A 25,707-nucleotide genomic window follows, 5' to 3' on the forward strand; every position below is an offset into this window, starting at 1 on the left:
AACCGGCCGGGAACGTACCGGCAATTTTCCGAATACAAAGGGGAGTTCGACGAAAATGCGAAGGTCAGCAGTGGCCGCTCTCGCGGTCGTCAGCAGTGCCAGCCTGCTTCTCGCGGGCTGCAGCAAGGCGGACGACGGCGGCTCGGACGGCAACAAGGGCAACGCCAAGGCGAACGCCGCGACGACCGGTGTCGTCAACGCCTCGGACAAGAAGGGCGGCACGGTCACCTACGCGATGGCCGACGCCCCCGAGTCGTTCGACCCGGGCAACACGTACTACGCCTTCATCTACAACTTCAGCCGCCTTTACGCGCGTCCGCTGACGACCTTCAAGCCGGCCCCCGGGGAGAAGGGCAACGAGCTGGTCCCCGACCTCGCCGAGAGCATGGGCGTCCCCAGCGACGGCGGCAAGACCTGGACGTACAAGATCCGCAAGGGTCTCAAGTACGACGACGGCACGCCGATCACCGCCAAGGACGTCAAGTACGCGGTCGAGCGCTCCAACTTCGCCCGTGACGTGCTGTCGCTGGGCCCCAACTACTTCCAGCAGCTCCTCGACGACCCCGCCAAGTACAAGGGCCCGTACAAGGACAAGAGCGAGAAGGGTCTGGCCTCCATCCAGACCCCGGACGACCACACCATCGTCTTCAAGCTCAACAAGCCCTTCGCGGACTTCGACTACCTGGTCAGCGCCCCGCAGACCGCCCCGGTGCCGAAGGCCAAGGACAAGGGCGTGGACTACACCAAGTCCATCGCCTCGTCCGGCTCGTACAAGTTCGCGAGCTACCAGGACGGCAAGCAGATCACCCTGGTCCGCAACGAGAACTGGAGCGCGGCCACCGACCCGCTGCGCAAGCAGTACCCGGACAAGATCGTCCTGAACCTCAAGGTCGCCCAGGCCACCATCGACAAGGACCTGGTCGCCGGTGACGTCGTCGCCGACCTGGCCGGCCGCGGCGTCGACACCCAGACGCAGGCGCAGGTGCTCGCCAAGGACGACCTGAAGGCCAACACCGACAACGCGCTCGGCGGCCGCCTCGTCTACACGGCGATCAACACCAAGGTGAAGCCGTTCGACAACGTCGAGTGCCGCAAGGCCGTGCAGTACGCCATCGACAAGGTCTCCGTGCAGACCGTCATGGGCGGCCCCATCCGCGGTGACATCGCCTCCACGGTGCTGCCCACCGACATCCCGGGCTACCAGAAGTTCGACACGTACGCCACGCCCGGCAACAAGGGTGACGTCGCCAAGGCCAAGCAGCACCTGAAGGCCTGCGGCCAGGAGAAGATCTCCACCTTCATCTCCGCCCGCAGCGACCGCCAGAGCGAGGTCGACGCCGCCACGGCGGTCGTCGAGTCGCTGAAGAAGGTCGGCATCGACGCCAAGATCAAGCAGTACCCGTCGTCGAAGTACTTCTCCGACTACGCCGGTGTCCCCTCCTTCACCAAGAAGCAGAACATCGGTCTGATCATGATGCAGTGGGGCGCCGACTGGCCGACCGGCTACGGCTACCTCCAGCAGATCGTCCACGGCAAGGCCATCGGCCAGTCCGGCAACACCAACCTCTCGGAGCTGAACGACCCCGCGGTCAACAAGCTCCTGGACGACGCCATCGCCAACACCGACGAGAACGCCCGCAACGCGGCCTACGGCGAGATCGACAAGAAGGTCATGGACCAGGCGGTCATCGTCCCGTTGACCTACTTCAAGGTCCTGCTGTACCGCTCGCCCCACGGCACCAACATGGTCTCCACGGCGGCCTTCAGCGGCCAGTACGACTACCTCAACATCGGCACCACGAAGAAGTAGCCCCGGAAGGCAGGTGAAGGCATTGGTGCCCGCGGGCCCCCGCGCACACCGCGCGGCCCGCGGGCACCGGCGCCGGTCCCCGTGATCTCGTACATCATCCGCCGGCTGATCGCGGCAGTGATCCTGCTGCTGGTCGTCACGGCGGTCACCTTCGGCATCTTCTTCATCCTGCCGAAGCTGGCCGGACAGACCGTCGATCAACTGGCCCAGCAGTACATCGGCAAGAACCCCACACCGCAGGACATCGAGGCGGTCAAGAAGAACCTCGGCCTCGACAACCCGGTCTACGTGCAGTACTGGGACTTCATCAAGGGGATCGTCTCCGGCGCCACCTACGAACGGGGCCCCGCCACCGTCCGGTGCGACATGCCCTGCTTCGGTTACTCCTTCAAGACCAACCTGGAGGTCTGGCCGGAGCTCGTCGACCGGCTCCCGGTCACCATCTCCCTGGCCATCGGCGCCGCGGTGCTGTGGCTCGTCTCCGGCATCGTCGTCGGCGTCATCTCGGCCCTCAAGCCCGGCTCCTTCTTCGACCGGGCCGCCATGGGCGGCGCGCTCGCCGGCGTCTCGCTTCCGATCTTCTTCACCGCCCAGCTCTTCCTGCTGCTCTTCAGCTACAAGCTGGAGATCTTCGGGCGGACGTACGTCCCGTTCACGGAGAACCCCTCGCAGTGGGCCAACACCCTCTTCCTGCCGTGGTGCTCCCTCGCCCTGCTCTACGCGGCGATCTACGCCCGCCTCACCCGCTCCGGGATGCTGGAGGCGATGAGCGAGGACTTCATCCGCACCGCCCGCGCCAAGGGCATGCGGGAGCGCCGGGTCGTCGCCAAGCACGGCCTGCGGGCCGCGCTCACCCCGATCGTCACCGTCTTCGGCATGGACATCGGCCTGCTGCTCGGCGGCGCGGTGATCACCGAGTCGGTGTACTCGCTGCACGGCATCGGCGAGTACGCGGTGCAGTCGATCGTCGCCAACGACCTGCCGCCGATTCTCGGCGTCACCCTGCTCGCGGCGTTCTTCGTCGTCTTCCTCAACCTCGTGGTTGACCTTCTGTACGCCGTCGTCGACCCGCGCGTGAGGGTGTCATGACCGAACTGTCCAAGACCGGCGCCGTGGTGGAGGACCGCCCCGGCACCTCCGAGCCGCGCGCCTTCCTCGACGTCCGCGACCTCAAGGTCCACTTCCCCACCGACGACGGCCTGGTCAAGTCCGTCGACGGGCTCTCCTTCCAGTTGGAGAAGGGCAAGACCCTCGGCGTGGTCGGCGAGTCCGGCTCCGGCAAGTCCGTCACCTCGCTCGCCATCATGGGCCTGCACCGGCTCGGCGCGCGCGGCAAGAACGTGCGGATGAGCGGGGAGATCTGGCTCGACGGCAAGGAGCTGGTGAACGCCGACCCCGACGAGGTGCGGCGGCTGCGGGGCCGCGAGATGGCGATGATCTTCCAGGACCCGCTGTCGGCGATGCACCCGTACTACACGGTCGGCAACCAGATCGTGGAGGCGTACCGCATCCACAACAAGGTGTCGAAGAAGGTCGCCCGCACCCGGGCGATCGAGCTGCTGGACCGCGTCGGCATCCCCGAGCCCGGCAAGCGGGTGGACTCCTACCCGCACGAGTTCTCCGGTGGCATGCGCCAGCGCGCCATGATCGCGATGGCGTTGGTCAACAACCCCGAGCTGCTGATCGCCGACGAGCCGACGACCGCGCTGGACGTCACCGTCCAGGCGCAGATCCTCGACCTGATCCGCGACCTCCAGAAGGAGTTCGGCTCGGCGGTCGTCATCATCACGCACGACCTCGGCGTGGTGGCCGAGATCGCCGACGACATCCTGGTCATGTACGGCGGCCGGTGCGTGGAACGCGGCCCGGTCGACAAGATCTTCTACGAGCCGCAGCACCCCTACACCTGGGGATTGCTGGGCTCGATGCCCCGCATCGACCGGGAGCAGACCGACCGGCTCATCCCGGTCAAGGGCCAGCCGCCGTCCCTCATCAACGTGCCGAGCGGCTGCGCCTTCAACCCGCGCTGCCCGTACGCGGACGTGCCCCAGGGCGGGATCACCCGCACCGAGCGCCCGGAACTGCGTGAGGTGGCCTCCGGCCACTTCACCGCCTGCCACATGGACCAGGCGGAACGCACGCGGATCTGGACCGAAGAGATTGCGCCGAAGCTGTGACCGACAACGCGACGACAGGATCCGAGTCCCTGCTGAGGGTCCAGGGCCTGGTCAAACACTTCCCCATCAAGAAGGGCGTGCTCCAGCGCCAGGTCGGCGCCGTGAAGGCCGTCGACGGCATCGACTTCGAGGTGCGCCGCGGCGAGACCCTCGGCGTGGTCGGCGAGTCCGGCTGCGGCAAGTCGACGATGGGCCGGCTGATCACCCGGCTGCTGGAGCCCAGCGGCGGGAAGATCGAGTTCGACGGCACCGACATCACGCACCTGAAGACCGCCGGGATGCGGCCGCTGCGGCGCGACATCCAGATGATCTTCCAGGACCCGTACGGCTCGCTGAACCCGCGCCACACCATCGGCTCGATCGTCTCCGCGCCGTTCCGGCTCCAGGGCGTCGAGCCCGAGGGCGGGGTCAAGAAGGAGGTCCAGGGCCTCCTGGAGCGGGTCGGGCTCAGCCCCGAGCACTACAACCGCTACCCGCACGAGTTCTCCGGCGGCCAGCGCCAGCGCATCGGCATCGCCCGGGCGCTCGCCCTCAAGCCCCGGCTGGTGGTCGCCGACGAGCCGGTCTCGGCGCTGGACGTGTCGATCCAGGCGCAGGTGGTGAACCTGCTGGACGACCTCCAGGACGAGCTGGGCCTGACGTACGTGATCATCGCGCACGACCTGTCGGTCATCCGGCACGTCTCGGACCGGATCGCGGTGATGTACCTCGGCAAGATCGTCGAGCTGGCGGACCGCACACCGCTGTACGAGGCGCCCATGCACCCGTACACCAAGGCCCTGATGTCGGCCGTCCCGGTGCCGGACCCCCGGCGGCGCGGCGCCAAGAGCGAGCGGATCCTGCTCAAGGGCGACGTGCCGTCGCCGATCGCCCCGCCGAGCGGGTGCCGCTTCCACACCCGGTGCTGGAAGGCGACCCAGGTCTGCCAGACCCAGGAGCCGGCGCTGCTGGAGGTGGCCCCCGGCCGCCGGGTGGCCTGCCACCACCCCGAGAACGCCCCGGACCAGTTCCCGGGCGACCCGGCACTGGCCACGGCGGGCGAGGCGATCGAGATCGTCCCCGCGACGAAGGCCGCGACGGCGGAGCCGGCCGCGCCGGTGATCCCGGCCCCGGCGGCCGAGCCGTCCCCGAAGGGCGCCGCGCCGGAGGTCCCGGCCCCGGCGGCCGCGAAGGACGCCGCGCCGGAGGACGGGCCGGCCGCGGACACCTCCGAGGGCCCGAAGAAGGCCTGATCCCTGCCGGGGTGGTCCTTCGGGGCCACCCCACCGGCGTGAGGGTGGCGGGGCGGAGGCGGGGGTCCTCGGACGTAGAGGAGTGCGGCGACAGTCCGAGCACCGCCCGCCGGAGGCTCCGTCACCCGCCCCCGGGAGCAACGTCCCAGCGGCGCCGAGGCGGGCGGACGACCCGCGAGGGCGGCGTGCCGGACCGGCGCGCGCGGGGGGTGGCCGTCCGTCGGGGGCGGAGCCCCCGAAGGGAACCGGCACAATTGGGCGGTGCTCCAGGAATTCTTCACCCCCTCCGTGCAACACGCGCTCGACCTCGCCGGCATCTTCGTGTTCGCGATCTCCGGCGCCCTGCTGGCCGTGCGCAAGAACTTCGACGTCTTCGGCATCGCCGTCCTCGCCGAGGTCACCGCCCTGGGCGGGGGGCTCTTCCGGGATCTGGTGATCGGTGCCGTACCGCCCGCCGCGTTCACCGATCTGGGGTACTTCGTGATGCCTCTCGTCGCCACGGTGCTCGTCTTCTTCCTGCATCCGGTGGTCGAGCGCACCCAGGTGGCGGTGAACGTGTTCGACGCCGCCGGGCTCGGGCTGTTCTGCGTCGCGGGCACCACCAAGGCGTACGAGCACGGTCTCGGCCTGACGTTCTCGGCCGTGCTGGGGCTGGCCACCGGGGTGGGCGGCGGTGTGCTGCGGGACGTGCTGGCCAACGAGGTGCCGTCGCTGCTCCGCTGGGACCGGGACCTGTACGCCGTGCCGGCCATCGTGGGGGCCACCATGGTCGCGCTGTGCATCCGGTTCGAGATGCTGAACTCCTTCACCAGCGCCCTGGCCGCCGTGACCACGTTCCTGCTGCGGCTGCTGGCCATGCGGTTCCACTGGCGGGCGCCGCGGGCGTGGAACCGCCGCTCCTCGGCGAGCGAGGAGCCGCTCCCCGAAAAAGCTACCGCTTAGTAATGTCGTGTTGTACTGTGCCGGACATGGACAGCGAGTTCGACCGCGACACCGCGGTGACCCTTCGCGAGCCCGGCGTGTACGACGCCGAGCTCTCCGCCGGCTGGACGATCATCAAGGCCGTCAACGGCGGTTACCTGCTCGCCATGCTGGGCCGTGCCCTCGGTGACACCCTGCCGCACCCCGACCCGTTCACGATCACGGCGCACTACCTGACGGCGTCCGTGCCGGGCCCCGCGGTGATCCGCACCGAGACGGTCCGCACCGGGCGGACGCTCTCCACCGGCCAGGCCTCGCTCTTCCAGTACGCGGAGGACGGCACCGAGGTCGAGCGCCTCCGGGTCCTCGCGTCCTACGGCGACCTGGACGCCCTGCCCGACGACGTACGGACGACGGCCAAGCCGCCCGCCATCCCGCCGCGCGAGCACTGTCTCGGTCCGTCCGACGGCCCGGCGCCCATTCCCGGTTCCTCCGCGATCACCGAGCGCCTGGACATCAAGCTCGACCCCACCACCCTGGGGTGGGCGGTCGGCGCCCCGTCCGGCAAGGGCGAGATGCGCGCCTGGTTCGGGCTGGCCGACGGCCGCGACCCGGACCCGCTGTCCCTGCTGCTCACCGTCGACGCCCTGCCCCCGACCTCGTTCGAGCTCGGGCTCACCGGCTGGACCCCGACCGTCGAGCTCACCACCCACATACGCTGCCGTCCCGCGCCCGGTCCGCTGCGGGTGTCCATCACCACGCGCAATCTCGCGGGCGGCTTCCTGGAGGAGGACGCCGAGGTCTGGGACAGCGCCGACCGTCTGGTGGCCCAGTCCCGCCAGTTGGCCCGCGCCCCCCGGCGCTGACCCCGCGAGCCGACCCGCCGAGCGCCCCGGCGTCCCGCCACCAGCGGGACGCCGGGGCGCTCCGTGCGTCGCGGTCCGTGCGTAGTGGCCCGTGCGTCGCGGTCCGTGCGTCGTGGCCCGGTCAGTCCAGCCAGTGCCGGCGGCCCAGACTGACCAGCCGGAGCTGGCGGCGGGCGGTGCGTGCCACCCGGTCCCGGTCCCCGGCCGGCGCCGCCAGGAACTCCGAGGCGGTCATCACCATGTGGTCGACGTACAGTCCGGCGAGCATGAGCAGGTCGTCCCGCTCCCACCCCTCGCTCTCGGGGTGCTTGGCCAGCTCGTCGGCCACCTCCCGGACGAACCGGTCGAGTTGGCCGGATATCGCCTCTCGGACGGCCGCCACGCCGCCGTGCCGTTCCCGGGCGATGAACCGGACGTGTGCGGGGTACCCGCGTACGAGCCCGGCGATCAACTCGACGGTGGCGGTGATCCGTTCGTCACTGTCGCCGGTGGCCGCCAGGGTCGTACGGATCGTGCCGTGCAGGCTGCCGAGGGCCTCGTCGACGAGGGCGACGCCGAGGTCCGCGGTGTCGCGGAAGTGCCGGTAGAAGGCCGCCGGGGCGACACCGACCGCGCGGGTCACCTCGCGCAGGCCGAGGCTGCTCAGGCTCTGCTCCTCCAGCAGGTGGAGGGCGGCGTCCAGGAGCGCCTGACGGGTCTTCAGTTTCTGGGCCTGCCGGATCCCGGAGGTGTGACTCATGCCATTCAGTAAACAACCGTTCTCCGGACCGTTCCAGTGCTGAGGCTCGCTAGACTGGGTAGTCAGTGAACAAGTGTTTTCCGATTCAACACGACGAGGAACGAGGGAGGTCCACCGATGTTGTTCATCGTCGCCGCCCTGCTGATGCTGGGTGTCGTCCTCGGGACCGTGGCACACGTACCGGTCCCGGTCACTCTGGTCGCCGCCGCCGTCATCGGCGCGTGGCTGCTGGTCTTCGCCATCCGGGAACGACAGCACCGCTGAGGAGGCCGCCATGGAACTCACCGCACACAGCTCCCGCACCGCCCACCGCACCCGCCGCCCGCGCAACCGGACCCGCGACGCCGACGGGATGGCCGTGGCCTCGTTCGTCCTCGGGCTCCTCGGCCTGCTGGTGATGAACATCCTGCTCGGCCCGGTCGCCATCGGGCTCGCCGTCCTCGCGCTCCGGCGCGGCACCACCCGGCGCGGGCGCGCCGCGCTCGGCCTGGGACTCGGCATCGCCGACCTCGCCGTCCTGGCCGCGCTGGTCACCATGGACGGGACGGTCTCCTGGGGCATCGCCTGATCCGGCCACGTCCGCCGGAGTCCGGGGGCCGCGCGCGGTACGGCCGGTACGGCGCTGATCCGGCGCCGCCGGGAGGCTCGTAGAATCGTCGCACCATGGCTTACCTCGACCACGCCGCGACCACTCCGATGCTGCCGGAGGCGATCGAGGCGATGACCGCCCAGCTCGCCGTGACGGGCAACGCGTCCTCGCTGCACGCCGCCGGCCGCCGGGCCCGCCGTACCGTCGAGGAGGCCCGCGAGACCCTCGCCGAGGCGCTCGGGGCGCGCCCCAGCGAGGTCGTCCTCACCTCCGGAGGCACGGAGGCGGACAACCTCGCCGTCAAGGGCCTGTACTGGGCCCGCCGGGACGCGGACCCGCGCCGCGTCCGCGTCCTCGCCAGCCCCGTGGAACACCACGCCGTCCTCGACGCCGTGCACTGGCTCGGCGAGCACGAGGGCGCCACCGTGGAGTACCTGCCCGTCGACGGGTACGGGCGCGTGCACCCCGAGACGCTGCGCGAGGCCATCGCGCGCGACCCGTCGGACGTCGCCCTCGCCACCGTGATGTGGGCCAACAACGAGATCGGCACCCTGATGCCGGTCCGCGAACTGGCCGCCGTGGCCCGCGAGTTCGACGTCCCCCTGCACTCCGACGCCGTACAGGCCTTCGGTCAGGTGCCGGTCGGCTTCGGTGACTCCGGCCTCGCCGCCATGACCGTTTCCGGCCACAAGATCGGCGGCCCCTACGGCATCGGCGCGCTGCTCCTCGGCCGCGAGTACGGCCCGGTCCCGGTGCTGCACGGCGGCGGCCAGGAACGGCACGTCCGCTCCGGCACGCTGGACGTCCCGGCCGTGGCCGCCTTCGCCGTCGCGGGCCGCCTGGCCGCCGAGCGGCGCGAGGAGTACGCCGCCCGGACCGGCGCCCTGCGCGACGAGCTGGTCGCCGCCGTCCGCGCCGCCGTCCCCGACGCGATCCTGGGCGGCGACCCCGCCCCCGAGGGGCGCCTCCCCGCCAACGCCCACTTCACCTTCCCCGGCTGCGAGGGCGACTCGCTGCTGCTGCTCCTGGACGCCCAGGGCATCGAGTGCTCCACCGGCTCGGCCTGCACGGCCGGCGTGGCCCAGCCCAGCCACGTCCTCCTGGCCACCGGGACGGACCCCGACCTGGCGCGCGGCACCCTGCGCTTCACCCTCGGCCACACCTCGACGCGCGCCGACGTCGAGGCGGTCGCCAAGGCCATCGGACCCGCCGTGGAGCGCGCCCGGACCGCGGGCCTCAGCTAGGTCATGTGCCGGAAGTCCCGCCCGGCCGGGAACGTGTCCCGGGCGCCCGCGCGGCGTCCCGGACCAGCCGCATGTACCGGTCCCAGTCCCAGTGCGGGCCCGGGTCGGTGTGGTCGGTGCCCCGCACCTCCACATGGCCGATGATGTGCTCGCGGTCCACCGGGATCCCGTACCGCGCGCATACCCCGGCCGTCAGCCGGGCCGACGAGGCGTACATGGCGGCCGTGAAGTCCTGCGGCCGGTCCACGAACCCCTCGTGCTCGATGCCGACGCTGCGCTCGTTCATGTCCCGGTCGCCCGCGTGGAACGCCACGTCCAGCTCCCGGATCATCTGCGCCACGTGCCCGTCCTTGCGGACGACGTAGTGCGTCGCCGCGCCGTGCCCCGGGTCCTTGAACACCTTCAGCGCCGACGGGTAGCTGCCCTGCACGACATGGATCACGACCCGGTCGATGGTGAAGTCGTCCGGGCGGTCCGCCCGCCGCCAGTTCGCCCGTGACGCCGCCGTCCACTCCGCGCCCGCGTGGTCCAGCTCACCCTCCACACGGGGCTTCTCCACCCCCGGCACCCGGTACCAGGCGCGGCGCAGCTCGTCGCGCGCCAGCACCGCCGTGCCCACGACGGCCGCCCCGCCGCCGATCAGCACGGCACGACGGCCCACCGCACCCGGCTTCTTCTCTCCCATGTGACCGTGAACGCCTACTCACGCGAGCTTGGTTCCCGGGGCCCGTACCCTGGTAGGGCTATGACTCAGACTCCCCAGCGCCCCCTCCGTGTGCTCGCCGCCATGTCGGGCGGCGTGGACTCCGCCGTCGCCGCCGCCCGCGCCGCCGAGGCCGGCCACGACGTGACCGGCGTGCACCTCGCCCTGTCCGCGAACCCGCAGTCCTTCCGTACCGGCGCCCGGGGCTGTTGCACCATCGAGGATTCGCGCGACGCGCGCCGCGCGGCCGACGTCATCGGCATCCCGTTCTACGTGTGGGACCTGGCCGAACGGTTCCGCGAGGATGTCGTCGACGACTTCATCGCCGAGTACGAGGCCGGCCGCACCCCCAACCCCTGCCTCCGCTGCAACGAGAAGATCAAGTTCGCGGCGCTGCTCGACAAGGCGCTCGCCCTGGGCTTCGACGCCGTCTGCACCGGCCACTACGCCACGGTCGTCACCCGCGAGAACGGCACCCGGGAGCTCCACCGGGCCTCCGACATGGCCAAGGACCAGTCGTACGTCCTCGGGGTGCTGGACGAGAAGCAGCTCGCGCACGCGATGTTCCCGCTGGGCGACACCCTCACCACCAAGGACGAGATCCGCGCGGAGGCGGAGCGCCGGGGGCTCGCCGTGGCGAAGAAGCCCGACAGCCACGACATCTGCTTCATCGCCGACGGCGACACCCAGGGCTTCCTCGCCTCCCGCCTGGGCAAGGCGGAAGGCGACATCGTCGACGAGTCCGGCACCAAGGTCGGCACCCACGAGGGGGCGTACGGCTTCACCATCGGCCAACGCAAGGGGCTGCGCATCGGCCACCCCGCCCCGGACGGCAAGCCCCGCTACGTCCTGGACATCTCGCCGGTGAACAACACGGTCACGGTGGGTCCCGCCGAGGCGCTCGACGTCACCGCCCTGACCGCCATCAAGCCCCGCTGGTGCGGCACCGCCCCCGCCGGCCCCGGCGCCTACACGGCCCAGCTCCGCGCCCACGGCGACGAGACCCCGGTCACGGCGACCCTCGCGAACGGCGAGCTCCACGTGGCCTTCGAGGAACCCGTCCGCGGCGTCGCCCCCGGCCAGGCGATCGTCCTCTACGACGGCACCCGCGTGGTCGGCTCGGCCACCATCGCCACGACGACCCGCCGGGCCCCGGTCACCGCCTGAGCGTCAACCCGGCGGTCACGGCCCGCCCCGGCGCGAACGAAGCCCGCGCGGCCTGCGCTACTGTCCCGGCGCGCACAGTACGTCGCTGTGCGTGACCTTCGATGGACGGGGGACGGCGCGGGTGACGTACACACAGCGCTGGCAGGAACTGCTCGACCTCGCGCCGGGACCCGGCACGCTCACGCACAGCGGCGGCCCGTGGACCGCCGCGTCCGGTACGGCCGGTGAGTTACGCGTACGGACCGAGGGCAGCCGCCGCTCGCTCGGCACCGGGCACCACGCCGTCCGGTCCCCGGGGACGGGGCTGGCGTCGGTCGCCTCCTTGCAGGCCGTGCTGACTTCCTGGGAGGAACGCCTCGCCCTGGTACGGGACGAGTGCGCGTACCTGACCGGGGCCCTGTCCGCGGTCGCCAAGGAGCTGGGCGAGACCGACACCGGGGTCGGCCAGGCCGTGGGCGCCGTCCGGACGGGCGGCCGGGAGCGGTGAGCGGCACCACCCTGACCTGGCGGCTGCTGCGGGACCTGCGGCCGGCCGCCCTGGAGGGCGCCGGCGACGCCTGGCACGACGTGTCCGCCCGGTCCGGCTCGGACCGGGCCCGGGTGGACCGCCTGATGACGGCGAAACTGCGGGAGACCCAGGACAGCCGGTCCGCCGGGGCGGCCCTCGTACGCCTCGGACGGCTGAGCCGCAACTACCAGTACCTGCACACCGAGTGCGGGCTCGTCCGTACCGCTCTGAACGCCCTGGCGGCCGATCTCGCCGAGCCGCAGCGGCAGTTGCGGCAGGCGCTGGACGAGGCGGCCGAGCTGCGGTTCACCGTCCACGAGGACGGCTCCGTCAGCTTCCCGCCCGCCACCGCGGCCACCCTTGCGGGTGAGACCCCCACCCCGGGCGGCCGCGCCCACGGCGACGGCCGCCTCCCCCTGGACGCCGCCCCCGGCCCGGCCGGCCCGCCCCCGTCCGTGCGACCGCTCAACCCGAACGCCGAGAAGGCCCAGGCCCTCGCGGACCGCATCGCCCGCGCCGTCCGCGCGGCCGCCGAGATCGACCGCGAGTACGCCCGGACACTGGACCGGCTCCGGGCGGCGAAGGGCCTCGACGTCACCACCGCGACCCTCGCGGACGCCGCCCGCGACACCGCGCACGTCCGCACCGCGGCGGGCCGCCACCTCGGCGACGGCATCCCCGCCGACAGGTCGCCCGCCGCGCTCAAAGCCTGGTGGGACGGCCTGCCCGAGGAGCAGCGCCGCGAGTACCTCGACGTGGCGCCGGACCTCATCGGCGGCCTGGACGGCATCCCCGCCGCCGCCCGCGACGAGGCCAACCGCAGATACCTGCCCCTGCTCATCGACGAACTGGCACGGCGGCACGACGACGACTCCCGCACCAAGCTGGAGGCCCTCCGCATGATCCAGGACCGCCTGGAGAAACCGAGCGTCCCGCCGATGTACCTCCTCGGCATCGGCGACGAGGGCAACGGCCGCGCCATCATCTCCTACGGCAACCCGGACACCTCCCGCCACGTCTCGGCCTACGTCCCCGGCCTGGGCACGAAGCTGGACGGCGAGTTCGTCGAAGACACAATGCGCCGCGCCCAGGACACGGCGGTCGGAGCGCGCAGGGTTGACCCTTCCAGCGCCTCCATCATCTGGCTGGGTTACGACGCCCCACAGAGCGTGGACGTCGCTGCCCATGGTGACGCCGACACGGGAGCCCCCGCGTACAACCGATTTATGGCGGGGCTCGAAGCGACGAACAGCCATGGTGACCCGCACCTGACAGCAGTCGGTCATTCCTACGGCTCGTTCACGGTGGGAACGGCGGCGAAGCAGTCAGATGGAATCCCGGGAGTTGACGACGTCATCCTGCTCGGGAGTCCGGGAGTCGGCGTGGACAGGGCAGAGGATCTGGGAGTAGGGCGGGAGCACGTATTCGTCGGCTCGGCAGACAACGACCCGGTCACTCAGCTTCCTGCCAGAGGGCAAAGCGGCGCCGGCGCCGTCGGCGCCCTGGCCGGGGCGCCTTTCGGCCCCTTGGGCAGCGCCGCTGGTGCGTACATCCTGGGAGATGCCGCCGACCAGGGCGATGACGATCTCTACTTCGGCAAGGACCCGGCGAGTCAGGCATTCGGTGCCCAGCGCTTCAAGGTTGATCCGGGGCCCCATGCCATCTTGGAAGCCGGCGGCTTCACCGCCCATTCTCAGTACTTCACGCCGAAAAAGGATCAGGTGTCCGCAGACAACATTGCTGCGATCGTGGCAGGTCGCCCTCAGGACGTCGTCAAAGAGGAGTACCGGTGAAGCGAGCGTGGCGGGTGTCGGGGCGGGCCCTTTCGGTCGCCCTGGCAGGGCTCCTTCTAGGAGGGTGCGGATACGCCGGGGGCGAGAAACGAGGAAGTGGAGCGGCGGCTTACATGGATATGCAAGGTGCGGCGGACCGGGCCGACGCGATGCTGGACGCGACGATCAATGCCATCGTGCCGAAGGTCCGCTGGGTCCATGACACGACGACCGCCGGGAGTTGCGACGTGTCCCGCCGTCGCACGGTGACGACCATCATCTCCGATGAGCGGAGAGGCAACTTTCTTGGTGTGATCCATCGGTTTTGGAAAGCGAGTGGATATGAGATCACGACCGTGCACCCGAGCAGGGATCGCCCCAGAATGTACGCCAAGTCTCCGGACGGCTTCGGGATCAGTCTGGTCTTCGGGTACAAAGGCCAGGCGTTCTTCGAAGTCGCAAGCCCCTGCGTGACCAAGTCCGATGTGGCTGAGCCCGCCTATCCGCCCGGCGGGATCCCCACCCCCAACGTCCGCTCGGCGTTCTGGTCGGTGGAGGAGCCGGTGGGGGGAGGCGGGCGGTGACGGGGGCGGTCAGAGGACGTCCGTGTCGTAGAAGCACAGGTGGTTCCGGATCGCGGCGACGTCCGGCTTGGGGTCCGGGTACGCCCAGACCGCGTCCTGGGCGCCCGGCAGGGACCAGTAGGACGCCGTTCCCTTGAACGGGCAGTACGTGTGCGTGTCGGAGACCGTCAGCAGCTCCGTGCGGACGTCCTCGGCGGGCAGGTAGTACCGCACGGGGCAGCCCGTCTCCCGGAGGACCAGCGGCCGGTGGCTCTCCGCGACCACCCGTCCGTCGTGGACGACCCGTACGTGGTCGGTGCCCTGCTCGACGGTGATGCGGTGTCCTGGCGTCATGGTTGTGACAACGGCCGTGCCGGGCGCCGGGTTCCCCGTACCGTGGCCCCATGGACATCTGCGTCTTCCTCTCCGCCGCCGACCTCGACGAGCGGTACACCGTGCCCGCGCGGGAGTTCGCCCGGCTGCTCGGCAAGGGCGGCCACACCCTGGTGTGGGGCGGCAGCGACACCGGTCTGATGAAGGTCGTGGCGGACGGGGTCGAGGAGACGGGCGGGCGGCTCGTCGGCGTCTCCGTGGACTTCCTGGCCGCCAAGGCGCGGCAGCGTGCGGACGAGATGCTGTTCGCCAAGGACCTCGCCGAGCGCAAGGCGTGGATGCTGGCCAGGTCCGACGCCGTCGTGATCATGGTGGGCGGCACCGGCACCCTGGACGAGGCCACCGAGATCCTGGAGCTGAAGAAGCACGGCAAGCACACCAAGCCGGTGGTGCTGCTCAACGCGGCGGGCTTCTACGACGGCCTGAAGGAACAGTTCCGGCGCATGGAGACCGAGGGCTTCCTGCCGCTCCCGCTCACCGAGCTGGTGTTCTTCGCGGAGGACGGCGCGGCGGCGCTCGCGTACCTGGAGGAGTGCGCCGGGATCCGGTAGCCGCGTTACGGATGCGAGCATGGCCGTATGGCTACACACATGATCACCGGGGCGGGCTCCGGCATCGGCGCGGCCGTCGCGCGCCGCCTGCACGAGCGGGGCGACGAGCTCGTCCTGCTGGCCCGTGACGCCGGGCGCGCCAAGGAACTGGCCGACACCTACCCGGGTGCCCGCACGCTCGTCGGCGACCTCGCCAACCCCGACCGGCTGTCCTGGGCCTTCTCGCACCAGACCCTCCCGGACCGGCTCGACTCGCTGCTGCACATCGCGGGCGTGGTCGACCTCGGGCCGGTCGGCGAGCTCACCACCAAGGCGTGGCGCAGCCAGCTCGACGTGAACCTGATCGCGCCCGCCGAGCTGACCCGGCTGCTGCTGCCGCAGCTGCGGGTGTCCCAGGGTCACGTGGTGTTCGTCAACTCGGGCGCCGGTCTGAACGCGCACGCCGAGTGGTCCGCGTACGCCGCCTCCAAGCACGGGCTCAAGGCGCTGGCCGACTCGCTGCGCCACGAGGAGCACGCCGGCGGGGTCCGCGTCACCTCCGTCTACCCGGGCCGGACGGCCAGTCCCATGCAGGCCAAGGTGCACCAGCAGGAGGGCAAGGAGTACGACGCCTCCCGCTGGATCGACCCCGAGTCGGTCGCGACGGCGATCCTCACGGCCATCGACCTGCCGCGCGACGCCGAGATCAACGACCTGACGGTGCGGCCCGGACGATGACCGAGAACGAGGCTTTCGGCTGGGGCCCGGCCACCGGGATCGGGTCCATGCCGGGCGGCGACGCGCGGGAGGCCGCCAGGACCGTCACCGGCACCTTCGAGGACTTCCCGTACCTCGCCGAGCTGCCCGCGCGCGGCCCGGGCGCCGACATGATCGGGCGGACCATCGGGCTGCTCGTGGAGATGTACGCGCACGTCGAGCCGAGCGGCTGGCGGGTCAGCGACCGGCCGGGCCGCGACACCCGGCGGGCCAGGTCGTGGATGGGGGAGGACCTCGACGCCCTGGAGGAGTTCACCCAGGGGTACCAGGGACCGCTGAAGGTCCAGGCCGTGGGGCCGTGGACGCTGGCCGCCGCGCTGGAGCTGCGCGGTGGCGAGGCCGCCCTCGGCGACCCGGGTGCCGTCCGGGACCTGACGGCCTCGCTGGCGGAGGGGCTGCGCGCCCACCTCGCGGAGCTCCGGCGCCGGGTGCCGGGCGCCCGGGTGGTGCTCCAGCTCGACGAGCCGTCCCTCACCGCCGTACTGCGCGGGCAGGTGCGGACCGCCAGCGGCTACCGCACCCACCGGGCGGTGGACCGGCAGGTCGTGGAGAGCGGGCTCAGGGACGTGCTGGCCGTGCACGACGGCCCGGTGATCGTGCACTCGTGCGCCCCGGACGTGCCGTTCGCGCTGCTGCGGCGGGCGGGTGCCGCGGGCATCTCGTTCGATTTCGGGCTGCTCACCGAGCGTGACGAGGAACAGATCGGCGAGGCGGTCGAGGGCGGCACGAGGCTGTTGGTGGGCGTCGTCGAGTCGACCGACGTTCCATTGTCGGACCCTGCCGGTAGCGTCATGGGTGTCAGGACGCTGTGGCGCAGGCTGGGGCTGGATCCGGGGACTCTGGCCGAGTCTCTGGTGGTCACCCCGTCGTGCGGGCTGGCGGGCGCTTCACCGGCGTACGCCCGGGCCGCGCTCGCGCACTGCGTCACGGCGGCGAGATCACTCGCGGACAACCCTGAGTGACGTCAGTAACGGGAGGAAAGACGGTGGCTGTCGAACAGCAGGACGTCGTGCCGGCGGAGGCGCGGGACAAGCACGCACAGCTGGCCGAGCAGGTCGAGGAGCACCGCTTCCGGTACTACGTGAAGGACCAGCCGGTCATCAGCGACGCCGACTTCGACAGGCTGCTGCGCTCCCTGGAGGCCCTGGAGGAGGAGTACCCGGAGCTCCGCACCCCCGACTCGCCGACCCAGAAGGTCGCCGGGTCGTACGAGACGGAGTTCACGGCCGTCCAGCACCGCGAGCGCATGCTGTCGCTGGACAACGCGTTCGACGACGAGGAGCTGGCCTCCTGGGCGGACCGCCTCGCCAAGGAGGTCGGCACCTCGGCGTACCACTTCCTGTGCGAGCTCAAGGTCGACGGTCTCGCCGTGAACCTGACGTACGAGAAGGGGCGACTGACCCGCGCGGCCACGCGCGGGGACGGCCGCACGGGCGAGGACATCACGCCGAACATCCGCACCATCGCGGACGTGCCCGACCGGCTGAGGGGCGACCGGATCCCGGACCTGGTGGAGGTCCGTGGCGAGGTCTACTTCCCGATGGAGAAGTTCGAGGAGCTCAACGCCCGGCTGGTGGAGGCCGGTGACAAGCCGTTCGCCAACCCGCGCAACGCGGCGGCCGGTTCGCTGCGCCAGAAGGACCCCAAGGTGACCGCCACCCGCCCGCTGCACATGGTGGTGCACGGCATCGGCGCGCGGGACGGCCTGGAGATCGCCCGGCTGTCGGAGGCGTACGGGCTGCTGCGCGAGTGGGGTCTGCCGACGGCCCGGCACAACAAGGTGGTCGACGGCATCGAGGGCGTGCGGGAGTTCATCGCGTACTTCGGTGAGAACCGGCACTCGGTGCAGCACGAGATCGACGGCGTGGTCGTCAAGCTCGACGAGATCCCGCTCCAGGGCCGGCTCGGGTCCACCTCGCGCGCGCCGCGCTGGGCGATCGCCTGGAAGTACGCGCCGGAGGAGGTCAACACCAAGCTGGTCAACATCCGGGTCGGCGTGGGCCGGACGGGCCGGGTGACGCCGTACGCGCAGGTGGAGCCGGTCACGGTCGCCGGTTCGGAGGTCGAGTTCGCCACCCTGCACAACCAGGACGTGGTGAAGGCCAAGGGCGTGCTCATCGGGGACACGGTGGTGCTGCGCAAGGCCGGTGACGTGATCCCGGAGATCCTCGGGCCGGTCGCCGACCTGCGGGACGGCACGGAGCGGGAGTTCGTGATGCCCGCCGAGTGCCCGGAGTGCGGGACGCCGCTGCGGCCGATGAAGGAGGGCGACGTCGACCTGCGCTGCCCGAACGGCCGTACGTGCCCGGCGCAGTTGCGGGAGCGGCTCTTCTACCTGGGCAGCCGCAAGGCCCTCGACATCGAGAACTTCGGTTACGTGGCGGCGGCGGCGCTGACCAAGCCACTGGAGCCGGCCGAGCCGCCGCTGAGGGACGAGGGCGACCTGTTCGACCTCACCATCGAGCGGCTGCTGCCCATCAAGGCGTACGTCCTGGACCAGGACAGCGGTCTGCCCAAGCGGGACCCCAGGACGGGCGAGGAGAAGATCGTCACGGTCTTCGCCAACCAGCAGGGGGAGCCGCGCAAGAACGCCCTGGCCATGCTGGAGAACATCGCGGCGGCCAAGCAGCGGCCGCTGGCCCGGATCATCACCGGTCTGTCGATCCGTCACGTCGGGCCGGTGGCGGCGGAGGCGCTCGCCCGCGAGTTCCGCTCCATCGACCGCATCGAGCGGGCGAGCGAGGAGGAGCTGGCGGCCGTCGAGGGCGTGGGCCCGACCATCGCGGCCTCCCTCAAGCAGTGGTTCGAGGAGGACTGGCACCGGGAGATCCTGCGCAAGTGGCGGGCCGCCGGGGTGCGGATGGAGGAGGAGAGCACGGGCGAGGACGAGGGGCCGCGCCCGCTGGAGGGGCTGACCGTCGTCGTCACCGGCACCCTGGAGAAGTACACCAGGGATGGCGCAAAAGAGGCCCTCCAGAGCCGCGGAGCGAAAGTGACCGGTTCCGTTTCGAAGAAGACCGCTTTCGTGGTGGTGGGTGACAACCCCGGCTCCAAGTACGACAAGGCGATGCAACTGAAGGTTCCGGTCCTGGACGAGGGCGGGTTCCAAGTCCTGCTCGAACAAGGGCCGGACGCGGCGCGCGAGGTGGCGGTTCCACTCGAACAGTAGGCCGGGGAACGCCCGAAAAAGGTCACCCGTTCAGCGCATACCAGATGGATAAGGGTGGCCGGGTCGCATTCGGGCAAGACCAGTAGAGCGCTGCCCGTCGAAGCCTTCCGCGGCCTACTGTTGAGACGGCGCCTGTCGTGCACGGCCGCGAGGTCGATTCCGGCCGTGTCGGCATGACAACGGGCGAACGCGTGGCAACGGCACCGCCGGCTGTGAGAGGGACGGAATGAAACCGACCGAGAGTGCCGCCCCGGTCTCACGGCCGCGTGCGTACGCGGCCCGCGCGGGCATCGCATCCAGGCTCCCGAACGTCGTCCTGGCCGCCGCCGCCCTCGTCCTCCTGGCAGGACTCTACGGCGGCCTGAGCGGCGGTCACGCCCTCTTCCCCGGGTCCACCGCGGGCTGGTCGCTCGCCGTGCTCACCGGCATCATCGTCGGCCACCTGGTCGCGCTCGGCCGCGACCGGTGGTGGGGCGGCACCGGCTCCGGCGCCGCGCTCACCCTGGCCGTCCTCCTGCTGTACGGCTGGGTCCCGGCCGGACTGGTCAGCCTCGCCGTCGTCGTCCTGGTCGGCGCGGCACGCCGGCACCGCTGGCGCCAGGGGCTGCTGCACGGCGCGGCCGACATCCTCGGCATCGGGGCGGCGGCCCTGGTCCTCGCCGCCTTCGGCGACGTACCGACCGTCGAACAGCCGTGGCGGCCCCTCGAATGGGGTATCGGGACCGTGCCGGAAGTGGCCCTGGCCGCCGCCGCGTACCTGGTGGTGACCCGGCTCCTGCTGTGGTACACGCTCGCCCCGCAGAGCGGCGGCCTGCCGACCGCCGCCCGCACGGCGCTGCTCCGCCAGGGGCTCGTGGCGGTCGCGCTGCTCGGCATCGCCCCGCTCATCTGCGTCGTCGCCGTCTCCCTGCCGGTGGTGCTGCCCCTGTTCGCCGTACCGCTGATCGCCTTGGACTCCACGCTCTGGATCGCCCGCGCCCGGGCGGAGGAGCAGTTGCGCGACCCGCTGACCGGGCTGCCCAACCGGCAGTGGCTGCTGGAGCGGACCTGGTCCGCGCTGGAGGAGGCGGAGGGCGAGGGGGCCAGGGCGGCCCTGGTCCTGATCGACCTGGACCGCTTCCGGTCGGTCAACGACACGCTCGGCCACCTGGCCGGCGACCGGCTGCTGCTCCAGATCGCCGACCGGCTGCGGCTGGCGCTGCCGCGCGGCGCGGAGGCCGCCCGGCTGGGCGGCGACGAGTTCGCCGTCCTGCTGCCGACCGCCGACTCCACCACGAGCGCCCAGCGGGTGGCCCGGCAACTCGCCGCCGAACTGTCCTCGCCGCTCGACCTCGACGGACTGACCCTCGTCCTGGAGGCCAGCGCCGGCGTCGCCGTCTTCCCCGACCACGCCCTCGACGCGGAAGGGCTGCTCCAGCGCGCGGACGTCGCCATGTACCAGGCCAAGCGGGACCGCACCGGCGTCGAGGTGTACGAGTCCAAGCGCGACTCCAACACCCCGGACCGGCTCGGCCTCCTCGGCGACCTGCGGCGCGCGCTGGACGCCGGGGACGTCGAGCTGCACTACCAGCCCAAGGTCCGCTTCGACGGACACGTGGCCGGGCTGGAGGCGCTGGTGCGCTGGGTGCACCCGGAGCGGGGCAAGGTGCCGCCGGACGAGTTCATCGCGATCGCCGAGTCCTCCGGGCTGATGCCGCACCTCACCGAGTACGTCCTGGAAACGGCGCTGGGGCAGGTCGCCAAGTGGCGGGCCCAGGGCCTGTACGTCCCGGTCGCGGTGAACGTCTCCCCGCGGGACGTCCACACCCCCGGCTTCGCGGGCGCGGTCGCGGCGCGGCTGGCCCGCCACGGGGTGCCGGCGGGGGCGCTCCAGCTCGAGATAACCGAGCACGTCCTGCTGGAGGACCCGGAGCGCGCCGCCGACACCCTGGCGGGGCTCACGGGCCACGGCGTGAAGATGTCCCTCGACGACTTCGGCACCGGCTACTCGTCGCTGGTCCACCTCCGGCGCCTCCCGGTGAGCGAGCTCAAGATCGACCGCTCGTTCGTGGCGCGGCTGGCGATCGACAACGAGGACGCCGAGATCGTCCGCTGCACGGTGGACCTGGCCCACTCGCTGGGCCTGCTGGTGGTCGCCGAGGGCGTCGAGGACGACGAGACCTGGGAGCGGCTGCGGGACCTGGGCTGTGACGCGGTCCAGGGCTGGCTGGTCGCCGCGGCGATGCCGCCGGCGGAGACGACGGCGTGGCTGCGGGCGCGGGGCGAGGCGGGCTGGCACCGGCCGCCGCGGGCGCTGCCGCCGGCCCCCCAGGACGCCGACCAGGTCGTCCAGTAGCCGGCCCCCTCGGGCCCCCGCACCTCCACCCACCGGCCGTGACCGCCCCACCCGCGCCTGGGCGCGCCGGTGAGGCGCACCATCCCGGGGGAGCGGGAAGGGCACCGCCCCGGTGCCGTCGTGCCCACCCGTGCCGCCCCGGCGGAACGACTGCCCACAACGGGCGGAGGGCGGGCCCCGGCGGAACGGACGCCACCCTCGGCGGGCGCCACGGGGGGCGCGGGCCCCGGCGGAGCGACGGCCCGCGAGGGGCCGCGGGGCGGGGCGGGGGAAACCGTTTAACGCGGGGCGGGGGAAACCGTTTAACGGGTAGAGGGCGCCGCCCCATAGGATTGGGCCAAAACCATCACACTCACCCCTGAGGATCGCTGCATGCCTGGCATCACGCGCGAGGAGGTCGCCCACCTCGCCCGGCTGGCACGTCTTGAGCTGAAGGACGAAGAGCTCGACCACTTCGCCGGACAGCTCGACGACATCATCGGCGCGGTCGCCCGCGTCTCCGAGGTCGCCGACCAAGACGTACCCCCGACCTCCCACCCGCTGCCGCTGACCAACGTCATGCGCGCGGACGAGGTCCGTCCGTCGCTCACCCCCGAGCAGGCGCTCTCCGGCGCGCCCGCCCAGGAGCAGCAGCGTTTCAAGGTGCCGCAGATCCTGGGGGAGGACTGACCATGACGGACATCATCAAGCTCACCGCCGCCGAGATCGCGGAGAAGATCGCCTCCGGCGAGCTCACCGCGGTCGAGGTCACCGAGGCCCACCTGGCCCGGATCGAGGCCGTCGACGAGAAGGTCCACGCCTTCCTGCACGTCGACCGGGAGGGCGCCCTCGCCCAGGCCCGGGCCGTGGACGAGAAGCGGGCCAACGGCGAGAAGCTGGGCCCGCTGGCCGGCGTACCGCTCGCGCTCAAGGACATCTTCACCACCCGGGACATGCCGACCACCGTCGGCTCCAAGATCCTGGAGGGCTGGATCCCGCCCTACGACGCGACGCTGACGAAGAAGCTGAAGGCCGCCGACGTGGTGATCCTCGGCAAGACCAACATGGACGAGTTCGCCATGGGGTCGTCGACGGAGAACAGCGCGTACGGCCCGACCGGCAACCCGTGGGACCTGACGAGGATCCCCGGCGGCTCCGGCGGCGGCTCGTCCGCCGCGCTGGCGTCGTACGAGGCGCCGCTGGCGATCGGCACGGACACCGGCGGTTCCATCCGCCAGCCCGCGGCCGTCACCGGCACGGTCGGCGTCAAGCCGACGTACGGCGGGGTCTCCCGCTACGGCATGGTCGCCTTCTCCTCCTCCCTCGACCAGGGCGGGCCCTGCGCCCGTACGGTCCTGGACGCGGCGCTGCTGCACGAGGTCATCGCCGGGCACGACCCGCTGGACTCCACGTCCGTCGACGCGCCCGTGCCGCCGGTCGTCGAGGCCGCGCGGAACGGCTCGGTGCGGGGCATGCGCGTGGGCGTCGTCAAGCAGTTCCGCGGCGAGGGCTACCAGGCCGGCGTCGTCCAGCGGTTCGACGAGTCGGTCGAGCTGCTCAAGGAGCTGGGCGCCGAGATCGTCGAGCTGGACTGCCCGTCCTTCGACCTGGCGCTGTCGGCGTACTACCTGATCGCCCCGTCGGAGTGCTCCTCCAACCTCGCCCGGTTCGACGGCCTGCGCTACGGTCTGCGGGTCGGCGACGACGGCACCCGCTCCGCCGAGGACGTCACGGCGCTGACCCGCGAGGCCGGCTTCGGCGACGAGGTCAAGCGCCGCGTCATGCTCGGTACGTACGCGCTCAGCTCCGGCTACTACGACGCGTACTACGGCAGCGCGCAGAAGGTACGGACGCTGATCACCCGGGACTTCGAGAAGGCCTTCGAGCAGGTCGACGTGATCGTCTCGCCGACGACGCCGACCACCGCCTTCCCGATCGGCGAGCGCGCCGACGACCCGATGGCGATGTACCTCGCCGACCTGTGCACCATCCCGACCAACCTGGCCGGCAACGCCGCCATGTCGCTGCCCTGCGGGCTGGCGCCGGAGGACAACCTGCCGGTGGGTCTCCAGATCATCGCCCCCGCCATGAAGGACGACCGCCTCTACAAGGTCGGTGCGGCCGTCGAGGCCGCCTTCGTGGCACGCTGGGGCCACCCGCTGCTGGAGGAGGCTCCCTCGCTGTGAGCGACGCACGCGCGGCCGCCGGGCCGCAGATGACGACGAAATCCGCACCCCTGCGCCGCGCGGGCGGAGAAGCGAACGGAGAGACACAGTGAGCGCACTGACCAAGGCCAAGGGCTTCAGGAAGTCCCGGGCCGGAACGTATCTGTCCATCGGCACCACCGCCTTCGGCGCGCTCAGCGTCATCAAGCAGGCCCGCAAGGCGCGTGGCGAGAGCGACACGCTGCTGCTGCTCGACGCCGTCGTGTCGGCCGCCGCGATCGCGACCGGCCTCGCCATCCTGGTGCGCGAGCTGAAGCGCGTCGGCGACGACGACGTCCTGTTCGGCTGAGAGGGAAAGTTTCACCGTGACCGTCATCACTGAGCTGGTGTCGTACGAGGACGCCCTCGCCGCCTACGACCCCGTCATGGGGCTCGAGGTGCACGTCGAACTCGGCACCAGGACCAAGATGTTCTGCGGCTGTTCGACCGAGCTGGGCGCCGAGCCCAACTCGCAGACCTGCCCCACCTGCCTCGGCATGCCCGGGTCGCTCCCGGTCGTCAACGCCGTCGGCGTCGAGTCGGCCATCAAGATCGGTCTCGCGCTGAACTGCGAGATCGCCGAATGGTGCCGTTTCGCCCGGAAGAACTACTTCTATCCGGACATGCCGAAGAACTTCCAGACCTCGCAGTACGACGAGCCGATCGCCTTCAACGGCTACCTGGACGTCCAGCTCGAGGACGGCGAGGTCTTCCGCGTGGAGATCGAGCGCGCCCACATGGAGGAGGACACCGGCAAGTCCACCCACGTGGGCGGTGCGACCGGCCGGATCCACGGCGCCTCGCACTCGCTGCTGGACTACAACCGCGCCGGCATCCCGCTGATCGAGATCGTCACCAAGCCGATCACCGGCGCCGGTGAGCGCGCTCCCGAGGTCGCCAAGGCGTACGTGGCCGAGCTGCGCGAGGTCATCAAGGCGCTCGGCGTCTCCGAGGCCCGTATGGAGATGGGCCAGATGCGCTGCGACGTGAACCTGTCGCTGCGCCCGCACGGCACCGAGAAGTTCGGTACGCGCTCGGAGACCAAGAACGTCAACTCGCTGCGGAGCGTCGAGCGGGCCGTACGGTTCGAGATCAGCCGCCACGCGGGCGTGCTGAACGCGGGCGGCACGATCATCCAGGAGACCCGCCACTTCCACGAGGAGGACGGCTCCACGACGTCCGGCCGGGTGAAGGAGGAGGCCGAGGACTACCGGTACTTCCCGGAGCCCGACCTCGTCCCGGTGGCCCCGTCCCGCGAGTGGGTCGAGGAGCTGCGCGGGGGGCTGCCCGAGCTGCCGCGCGTGCGCCGCAACCGGCTGCGCGAGGAGTGGGGCGTGTCCGAGCACGACATGCAGTCCATCCTCAACGCGGGCGCGGTCGACCTGATCGTCGCCACCACCGAGGCGGGCGCCCCGGCCGACCAGGCCCGCAAGTGGTGGATGGGTGAGCTGGCCCGGCACGCCAACGAGTCGGGTACGCCGCTCGAGGCGCTGGCCATCACCCCGGCCCAGGTGGCCCGGGTGACCGAGCTGGTGGCGTCCGGCGACCTCAACGACAAGCTGGCCCGCCAGGTCATCGAGGGCGTGCTGGGCGGCGAGGGCGACCCGGACACGGTCGTCGAGAAGCGCGGCCTGAAGGTCGTCTCCGACGAGGGTGCGCTGGGTACGGCCGTGGACGAGGCGATCGCCGCCAACGCGGCCATCGCGGACAAGATCCGCGGCGGCAAGGTGGCCGCTGCCGGCGCCCTGGTGGGCGCGGTCATGAAGGCCACCCGGGGCCAGGCGGACGCGGCCCGCGTGCGCGAACTGATCCTGGAGAGGCTCGGCGTCGAGGGCTGACACCGGCACCGCTCGGCCCCCGCACCCGATGGGTGCGGGGGCCGAGTCATGGCCGCCGGGGGCCCCGCCACCGGGGGGAGGGGGTGTGGCGGGGACCTGGCCGTCCCGTGGGGGGAGCCGAGGTGACTTCTGCCCCCGGTCCCACGGCTCATGCCGGGTTGGCGAGTTGTGGTCATCCTGGCCGGGTCCGG

Annotated in this window: 25 protein-coding genes; 22 read left to right on the forward strand and 3 right to left on the reverse strand. The window is 71.5% G+C overall.

The window, feature by feature from the left end:
- The first annotated feature begins 55 nt into the window (after nt 1–55).
- From ACZ7LK_RS10230 to ACZ7LK_RS10255, 6 genes are all read left to right on the forward strand, one after another.
- A complete protein-coding gene (locus ACZ7LK_RS10230; RefSeq protein ID WP_392271906.1) occupies nt 56–1,810 on the forward strand; it encodes an ABC transporter substrate-binding protein in 1,755 nt (584 codons plus the stop codon).
- An 81-nt stretch (nt 1,811–1,891) separates the two neighbouring features.
- Nucleotides 1,892–2,899, forward strand: coding sequence for an ABC transporter permease (locus tag ACZ7LK_RS10235; protein WP_392271905.1), 1,008 nt, complete (start codon nt 1,892–1,894; stop codon nt 2,897–2,899).
- A complete protein-coding gene (locus ACZ7LK_RS10240; RefSeq protein ID WP_392271904.1) occupies nt 2,896–3,987 on the forward strand; it encodes an ABC transporter ATP-binding protein in 1,092 nt (363 codons plus the stop codon). The genes ACZ7LK_RS10235 and ACZ7LK_RS10240 overlap by 4 nt, the downstream gene beginning before the upstream one ends.
- Nucleotides 3,984–5,219 (forward strand): ABC transporter ATP-binding protein, encoded by a 1,236-nt coding sequence (locus tag ACZ7LK_RS10245; protein WP_392271903.1) that lies wholly within the window; start codon nt 3,984–3,986, stop codon nt 5,217–5,219. The genes ACZ7LK_RS10240 and ACZ7LK_RS10245 overlap by 4 nt, the downstream gene beginning before the upstream one ends.
- Before the next feature lie 261 nt (nt 5,220–5,480).
- Entirely contained in the window at nt 5,481–6,161 is a 681-nt protein-coding gene (locus ACZ7LK_RS10250; RefSeq protein WP_392271902.1) for a trimeric intracellular cation channel family protein, read from the forward strand.
- A gap of 26 nt (nt 6,162–6,187) precedes the next feature.
- Nucleotides 6,188–7,006, forward strand: a complete 819-nt coding sequence (locus ACZ7LK_RS10255) for a thioesterase family protein (RefSeq protein WP_392271901.1) — start codon at nt 6,188–6,190, stop codon at nt 7,004–7,006.
- 121 nt (nt 7,007–7,127) lie between these two features.
- Here ACZ7LK_RS10255 and ACZ7LK_RS10260 read toward each other — a convergent pair whose 3' ends face one another.
- Nucleotides 7,128–7,745, reverse strand: coding sequence for a TetR family transcriptional regulator (locus ACZ7LK_RS10260; RefSeq protein ID WP_392271900.1), 618 nt, complete (start codon nt 7,743–7,745; stop codon nt 7,128–7,130).
- Between the two features lie 117 nt (nt 7,746–7,862).
- Between ACZ7LK_RS10260 and ACZ7LK_RS10265 the strand changes: the two genes are divergently transcribed.
- From ACZ7LK_RS10265 to ACZ7LK_RS10275, 3 genes are all read left to right on the forward strand, one after another.
- Nucleotides 7,863–8,009, forward strand: a complete 147-nt coding sequence (locus tag ACZ7LK_RS10265; RefSeq protein WP_392271899.1) for a hypothetical protein — start codon at nt 7,863–7,865, stop codon at nt 8,007–8,009.
- Nucleotides 8,010–8,019: 10 nt separating this feature from the next.
- Complete coding sequence (locus ACZ7LK_RS10270) at nt 8,020–8,313, forward strand: DUF4190 domain-containing protein (RefSeq protein WP_392271898.1); 294 nt, start codon at nt 8,020–8,022, stop codon at nt 8,311–8,313.
- A 95-nt stretch (nt 8,314–8,408) separates the two neighbouring features.
- Nucleotides 8,409–9,578 (forward strand): cysteine desulfurase family protein, encoded by a 1,170-nt coding sequence (locus ACZ7LK_RS10275; RefSeq protein ID WP_392271897.1) that lies wholly within the window; start codon nt 8,409–8,411, stop codon nt 9,576–9,578.
- Nucleotide 9,579: 1 nt separating this feature from the next.
- Here ACZ7LK_RS10275 and ACZ7LK_RS10280 read toward each other — a convergent pair whose 3' ends face one another.
- Nucleotides 9,580–10,263: an N-acetylmuramoyl-L-alanine amidase gene (locus ACZ7LK_RS10280; RefSeq protein WP_392271896.1), complete on the reverse strand. Its 684-nt coding sequence runs from the start codon at nt 10,261–10,263 to the stop codon at nt 9,580–9,582.
- A 60-nt stretch (nt 10,264–10,323) separates the two neighbouring features.
- Here ACZ7LK_RS10280 and mnmA point away from each other — a divergent pair, with 60 nt between their 5' ends.
- The 4 genes from mnmA to ACZ7LK_RS10300 all read left to right on the forward strand — a co-directional run bounded on the left by mnmA (nt 10,324) and on the right by ACZ7LK_RS10300 (nt 14,312).
- Nucleotides 10,324–11,448 (forward strand): tRNA 2-thiouridine(34) synthase MnmA, encoded by a 1,125-nt coding sequence (gene mnmA / locus ACZ7LK_RS10285; RefSeq protein WP_471139466.1) that lies wholly within the window; start codon nt 10,324–10,326, stop codon nt 11,446–11,448.
- Nucleotides 11,449–11,539: 91 nt separating this feature from the next.
- On the forward strand, nt 11,540–11,935 hold the full coding sequence (locus ACZ7LK_RS10290; protein WP_471139468.1) for a hypothetical protein: 396 nt from the start codon (nt 11,540–11,542) through the stop codon (nt 11,933–11,935).
- Nucleotides 11,932–13,749 (forward strand): alpha/beta hydrolase, encoded by a 1,818-nt coding sequence (locus ACZ7LK_RS10295; RefSeq protein WP_471139470.1) that lies wholly within the window; start codon nt 11,932–11,934, stop codon nt 13,747–13,749. Before ACZ7LK_RS10290 ends, ACZ7LK_RS10295 begins: the two co-directional genes overlap by 4 nt.
- Nucleotides 13,750–13,862: 113 nt before the next feature.
- Nucleotides 13,863–14,312: a hypothetical protein gene (locus ACZ7LK_RS10300; RefSeq protein WP_469464454.1), complete on the forward strand. Its 450-nt coding sequence runs from the start codon at nt 13,863–13,865 to the stop codon at nt 14,310–14,312.
- A gap of 9 nt (nt 14,313–14,321) precedes the next feature.
- Here ACZ7LK_RS10300 and ACZ7LK_RS10305 read toward each other — a convergent pair whose 3' ends face one another.
- Nucleotides 14,322–14,645, reverse strand: a complete 324-nt coding sequence (locus ACZ7LK_RS10305) for a DUF427 domain-containing protein (protein ID WP_469464455.1) — start codon at nt 14,643–14,645, stop codon at nt 14,322–14,324.
- 50 nt (nt 14,646–14,695) lie between these two features.
- Between ACZ7LK_RS10305 and ACZ7LK_RS10310 the strand changes: the two genes are divergently transcribed.
- The 9 genes from ACZ7LK_RS10310 to gatB all read left to right on the forward strand — a co-directional run bounded on the left by ACZ7LK_RS10310 (nt 14,696) and on the right by gatB (nt 25,516).
- Complete coding sequence (locus ACZ7LK_RS10310; protein WP_469464456.1) at nt 14,696–15,235, forward strand: LOG family protein; 540 nt, start codon at nt 14,696–14,698, stop codon at nt 15,233–15,235.
- Nucleotides 15,236–15,262: 27 nt separating this feature from the next.
- Nucleotides 15,263–15,952: an SDR family oxidoreductase gene (locus ACZ7LK_RS10315; RefSeq protein WP_469464457.1), complete on the forward strand. Its 690-nt coding sequence runs from the start codon at nt 15,263–15,265 to the stop codon at nt 15,950–15,952.
- Nucleotides 15,949–16,953, forward strand: coding sequence for a methionine synthase (locus tag ACZ7LK_RS10320; protein WP_392271889.1), 1,005 nt, complete (start codon nt 15,949–15,951; stop codon nt 16,951–16,953). The genes ACZ7LK_RS10315 and ACZ7LK_RS10320 overlap by 4 nt, the downstream gene beginning before the upstream one ends.
- Nucleotides 16,954–16,976: 23 nt before the next feature.
- Nucleotides 16,977–19,160, forward strand: coding sequence for an NAD-dependent DNA ligase LigA (gene ligA, locus ACZ7LK_RS10325; protein WP_471139473.1), 2,184 nt, complete (start codon nt 16,977–16,979; stop codon nt 19,158–19,160).
- Between the two features lie 226 nt (nt 19,161–19,386).
- Nucleotides 19,387–21,495, forward strand: coding sequence for a putative bifunctional diguanylate cyclase/phosphodiesterase (locus ACZ7LK_RS10330; protein WP_392271887.1), 2,109 nt, complete (start codon nt 19,387–19,389; stop codon nt 21,493–21,495).
- A gap of 372 nt (nt 21,496–21,867) precedes the next feature.
- Entirely contained in the window at nt 21,868–22,164 is a 297-nt protein-coding gene (gene gatC, locus ACZ7LK_RS10335; protein WP_016642027.1) for an Asp-tRNA(Asn)/Glu-tRNA(Gln) amidotransferase subunit GatC, read from the forward strand.
- A 2-nt stretch (nt 22,165–22,166) separates the two neighbouring features.
- Nucleotides 22,167–23,660: an Asp-tRNA(Asn)/Glu-tRNA(Gln) amidotransferase subunit GatA gene (gene gatA / locus ACZ7LK_RS10340; protein ID WP_392271886.1), complete on the forward strand. Its 1,494-nt coding sequence runs from the start codon at nt 22,167–22,169 to the stop codon at nt 23,658–23,660.
- 88 nt (nt 23,661–23,748) lie between these two features.
- A complete protein-coding gene (locus ACZ7LK_RS10345) occupies nt 23,749–23,988 on the forward strand; it encodes a hypothetical protein (protein WP_064071714.1) in 240 nt (79 codons plus the stop codon).
- Between the two features lie 16 nt (nt 23,989–24,004).
- On the forward strand, nt 24,005–25,516 hold the full coding sequence (gene gatB, locus ACZ7LK_RS10350) for an Asp-tRNA(Asn)/Glu-tRNA(Gln) amidotransferase subunit GatB (protein WP_471139476.1): 1,512 nt from the start codon (nt 24,005–24,007) through the stop codon (nt 25,514–25,516).
- Nucleotides 25,517–25,707: the final 191 nt, after the last annotated feature.

The organism is Streptomyces sp. NPDC039423, from assembly GCF_055598725.1.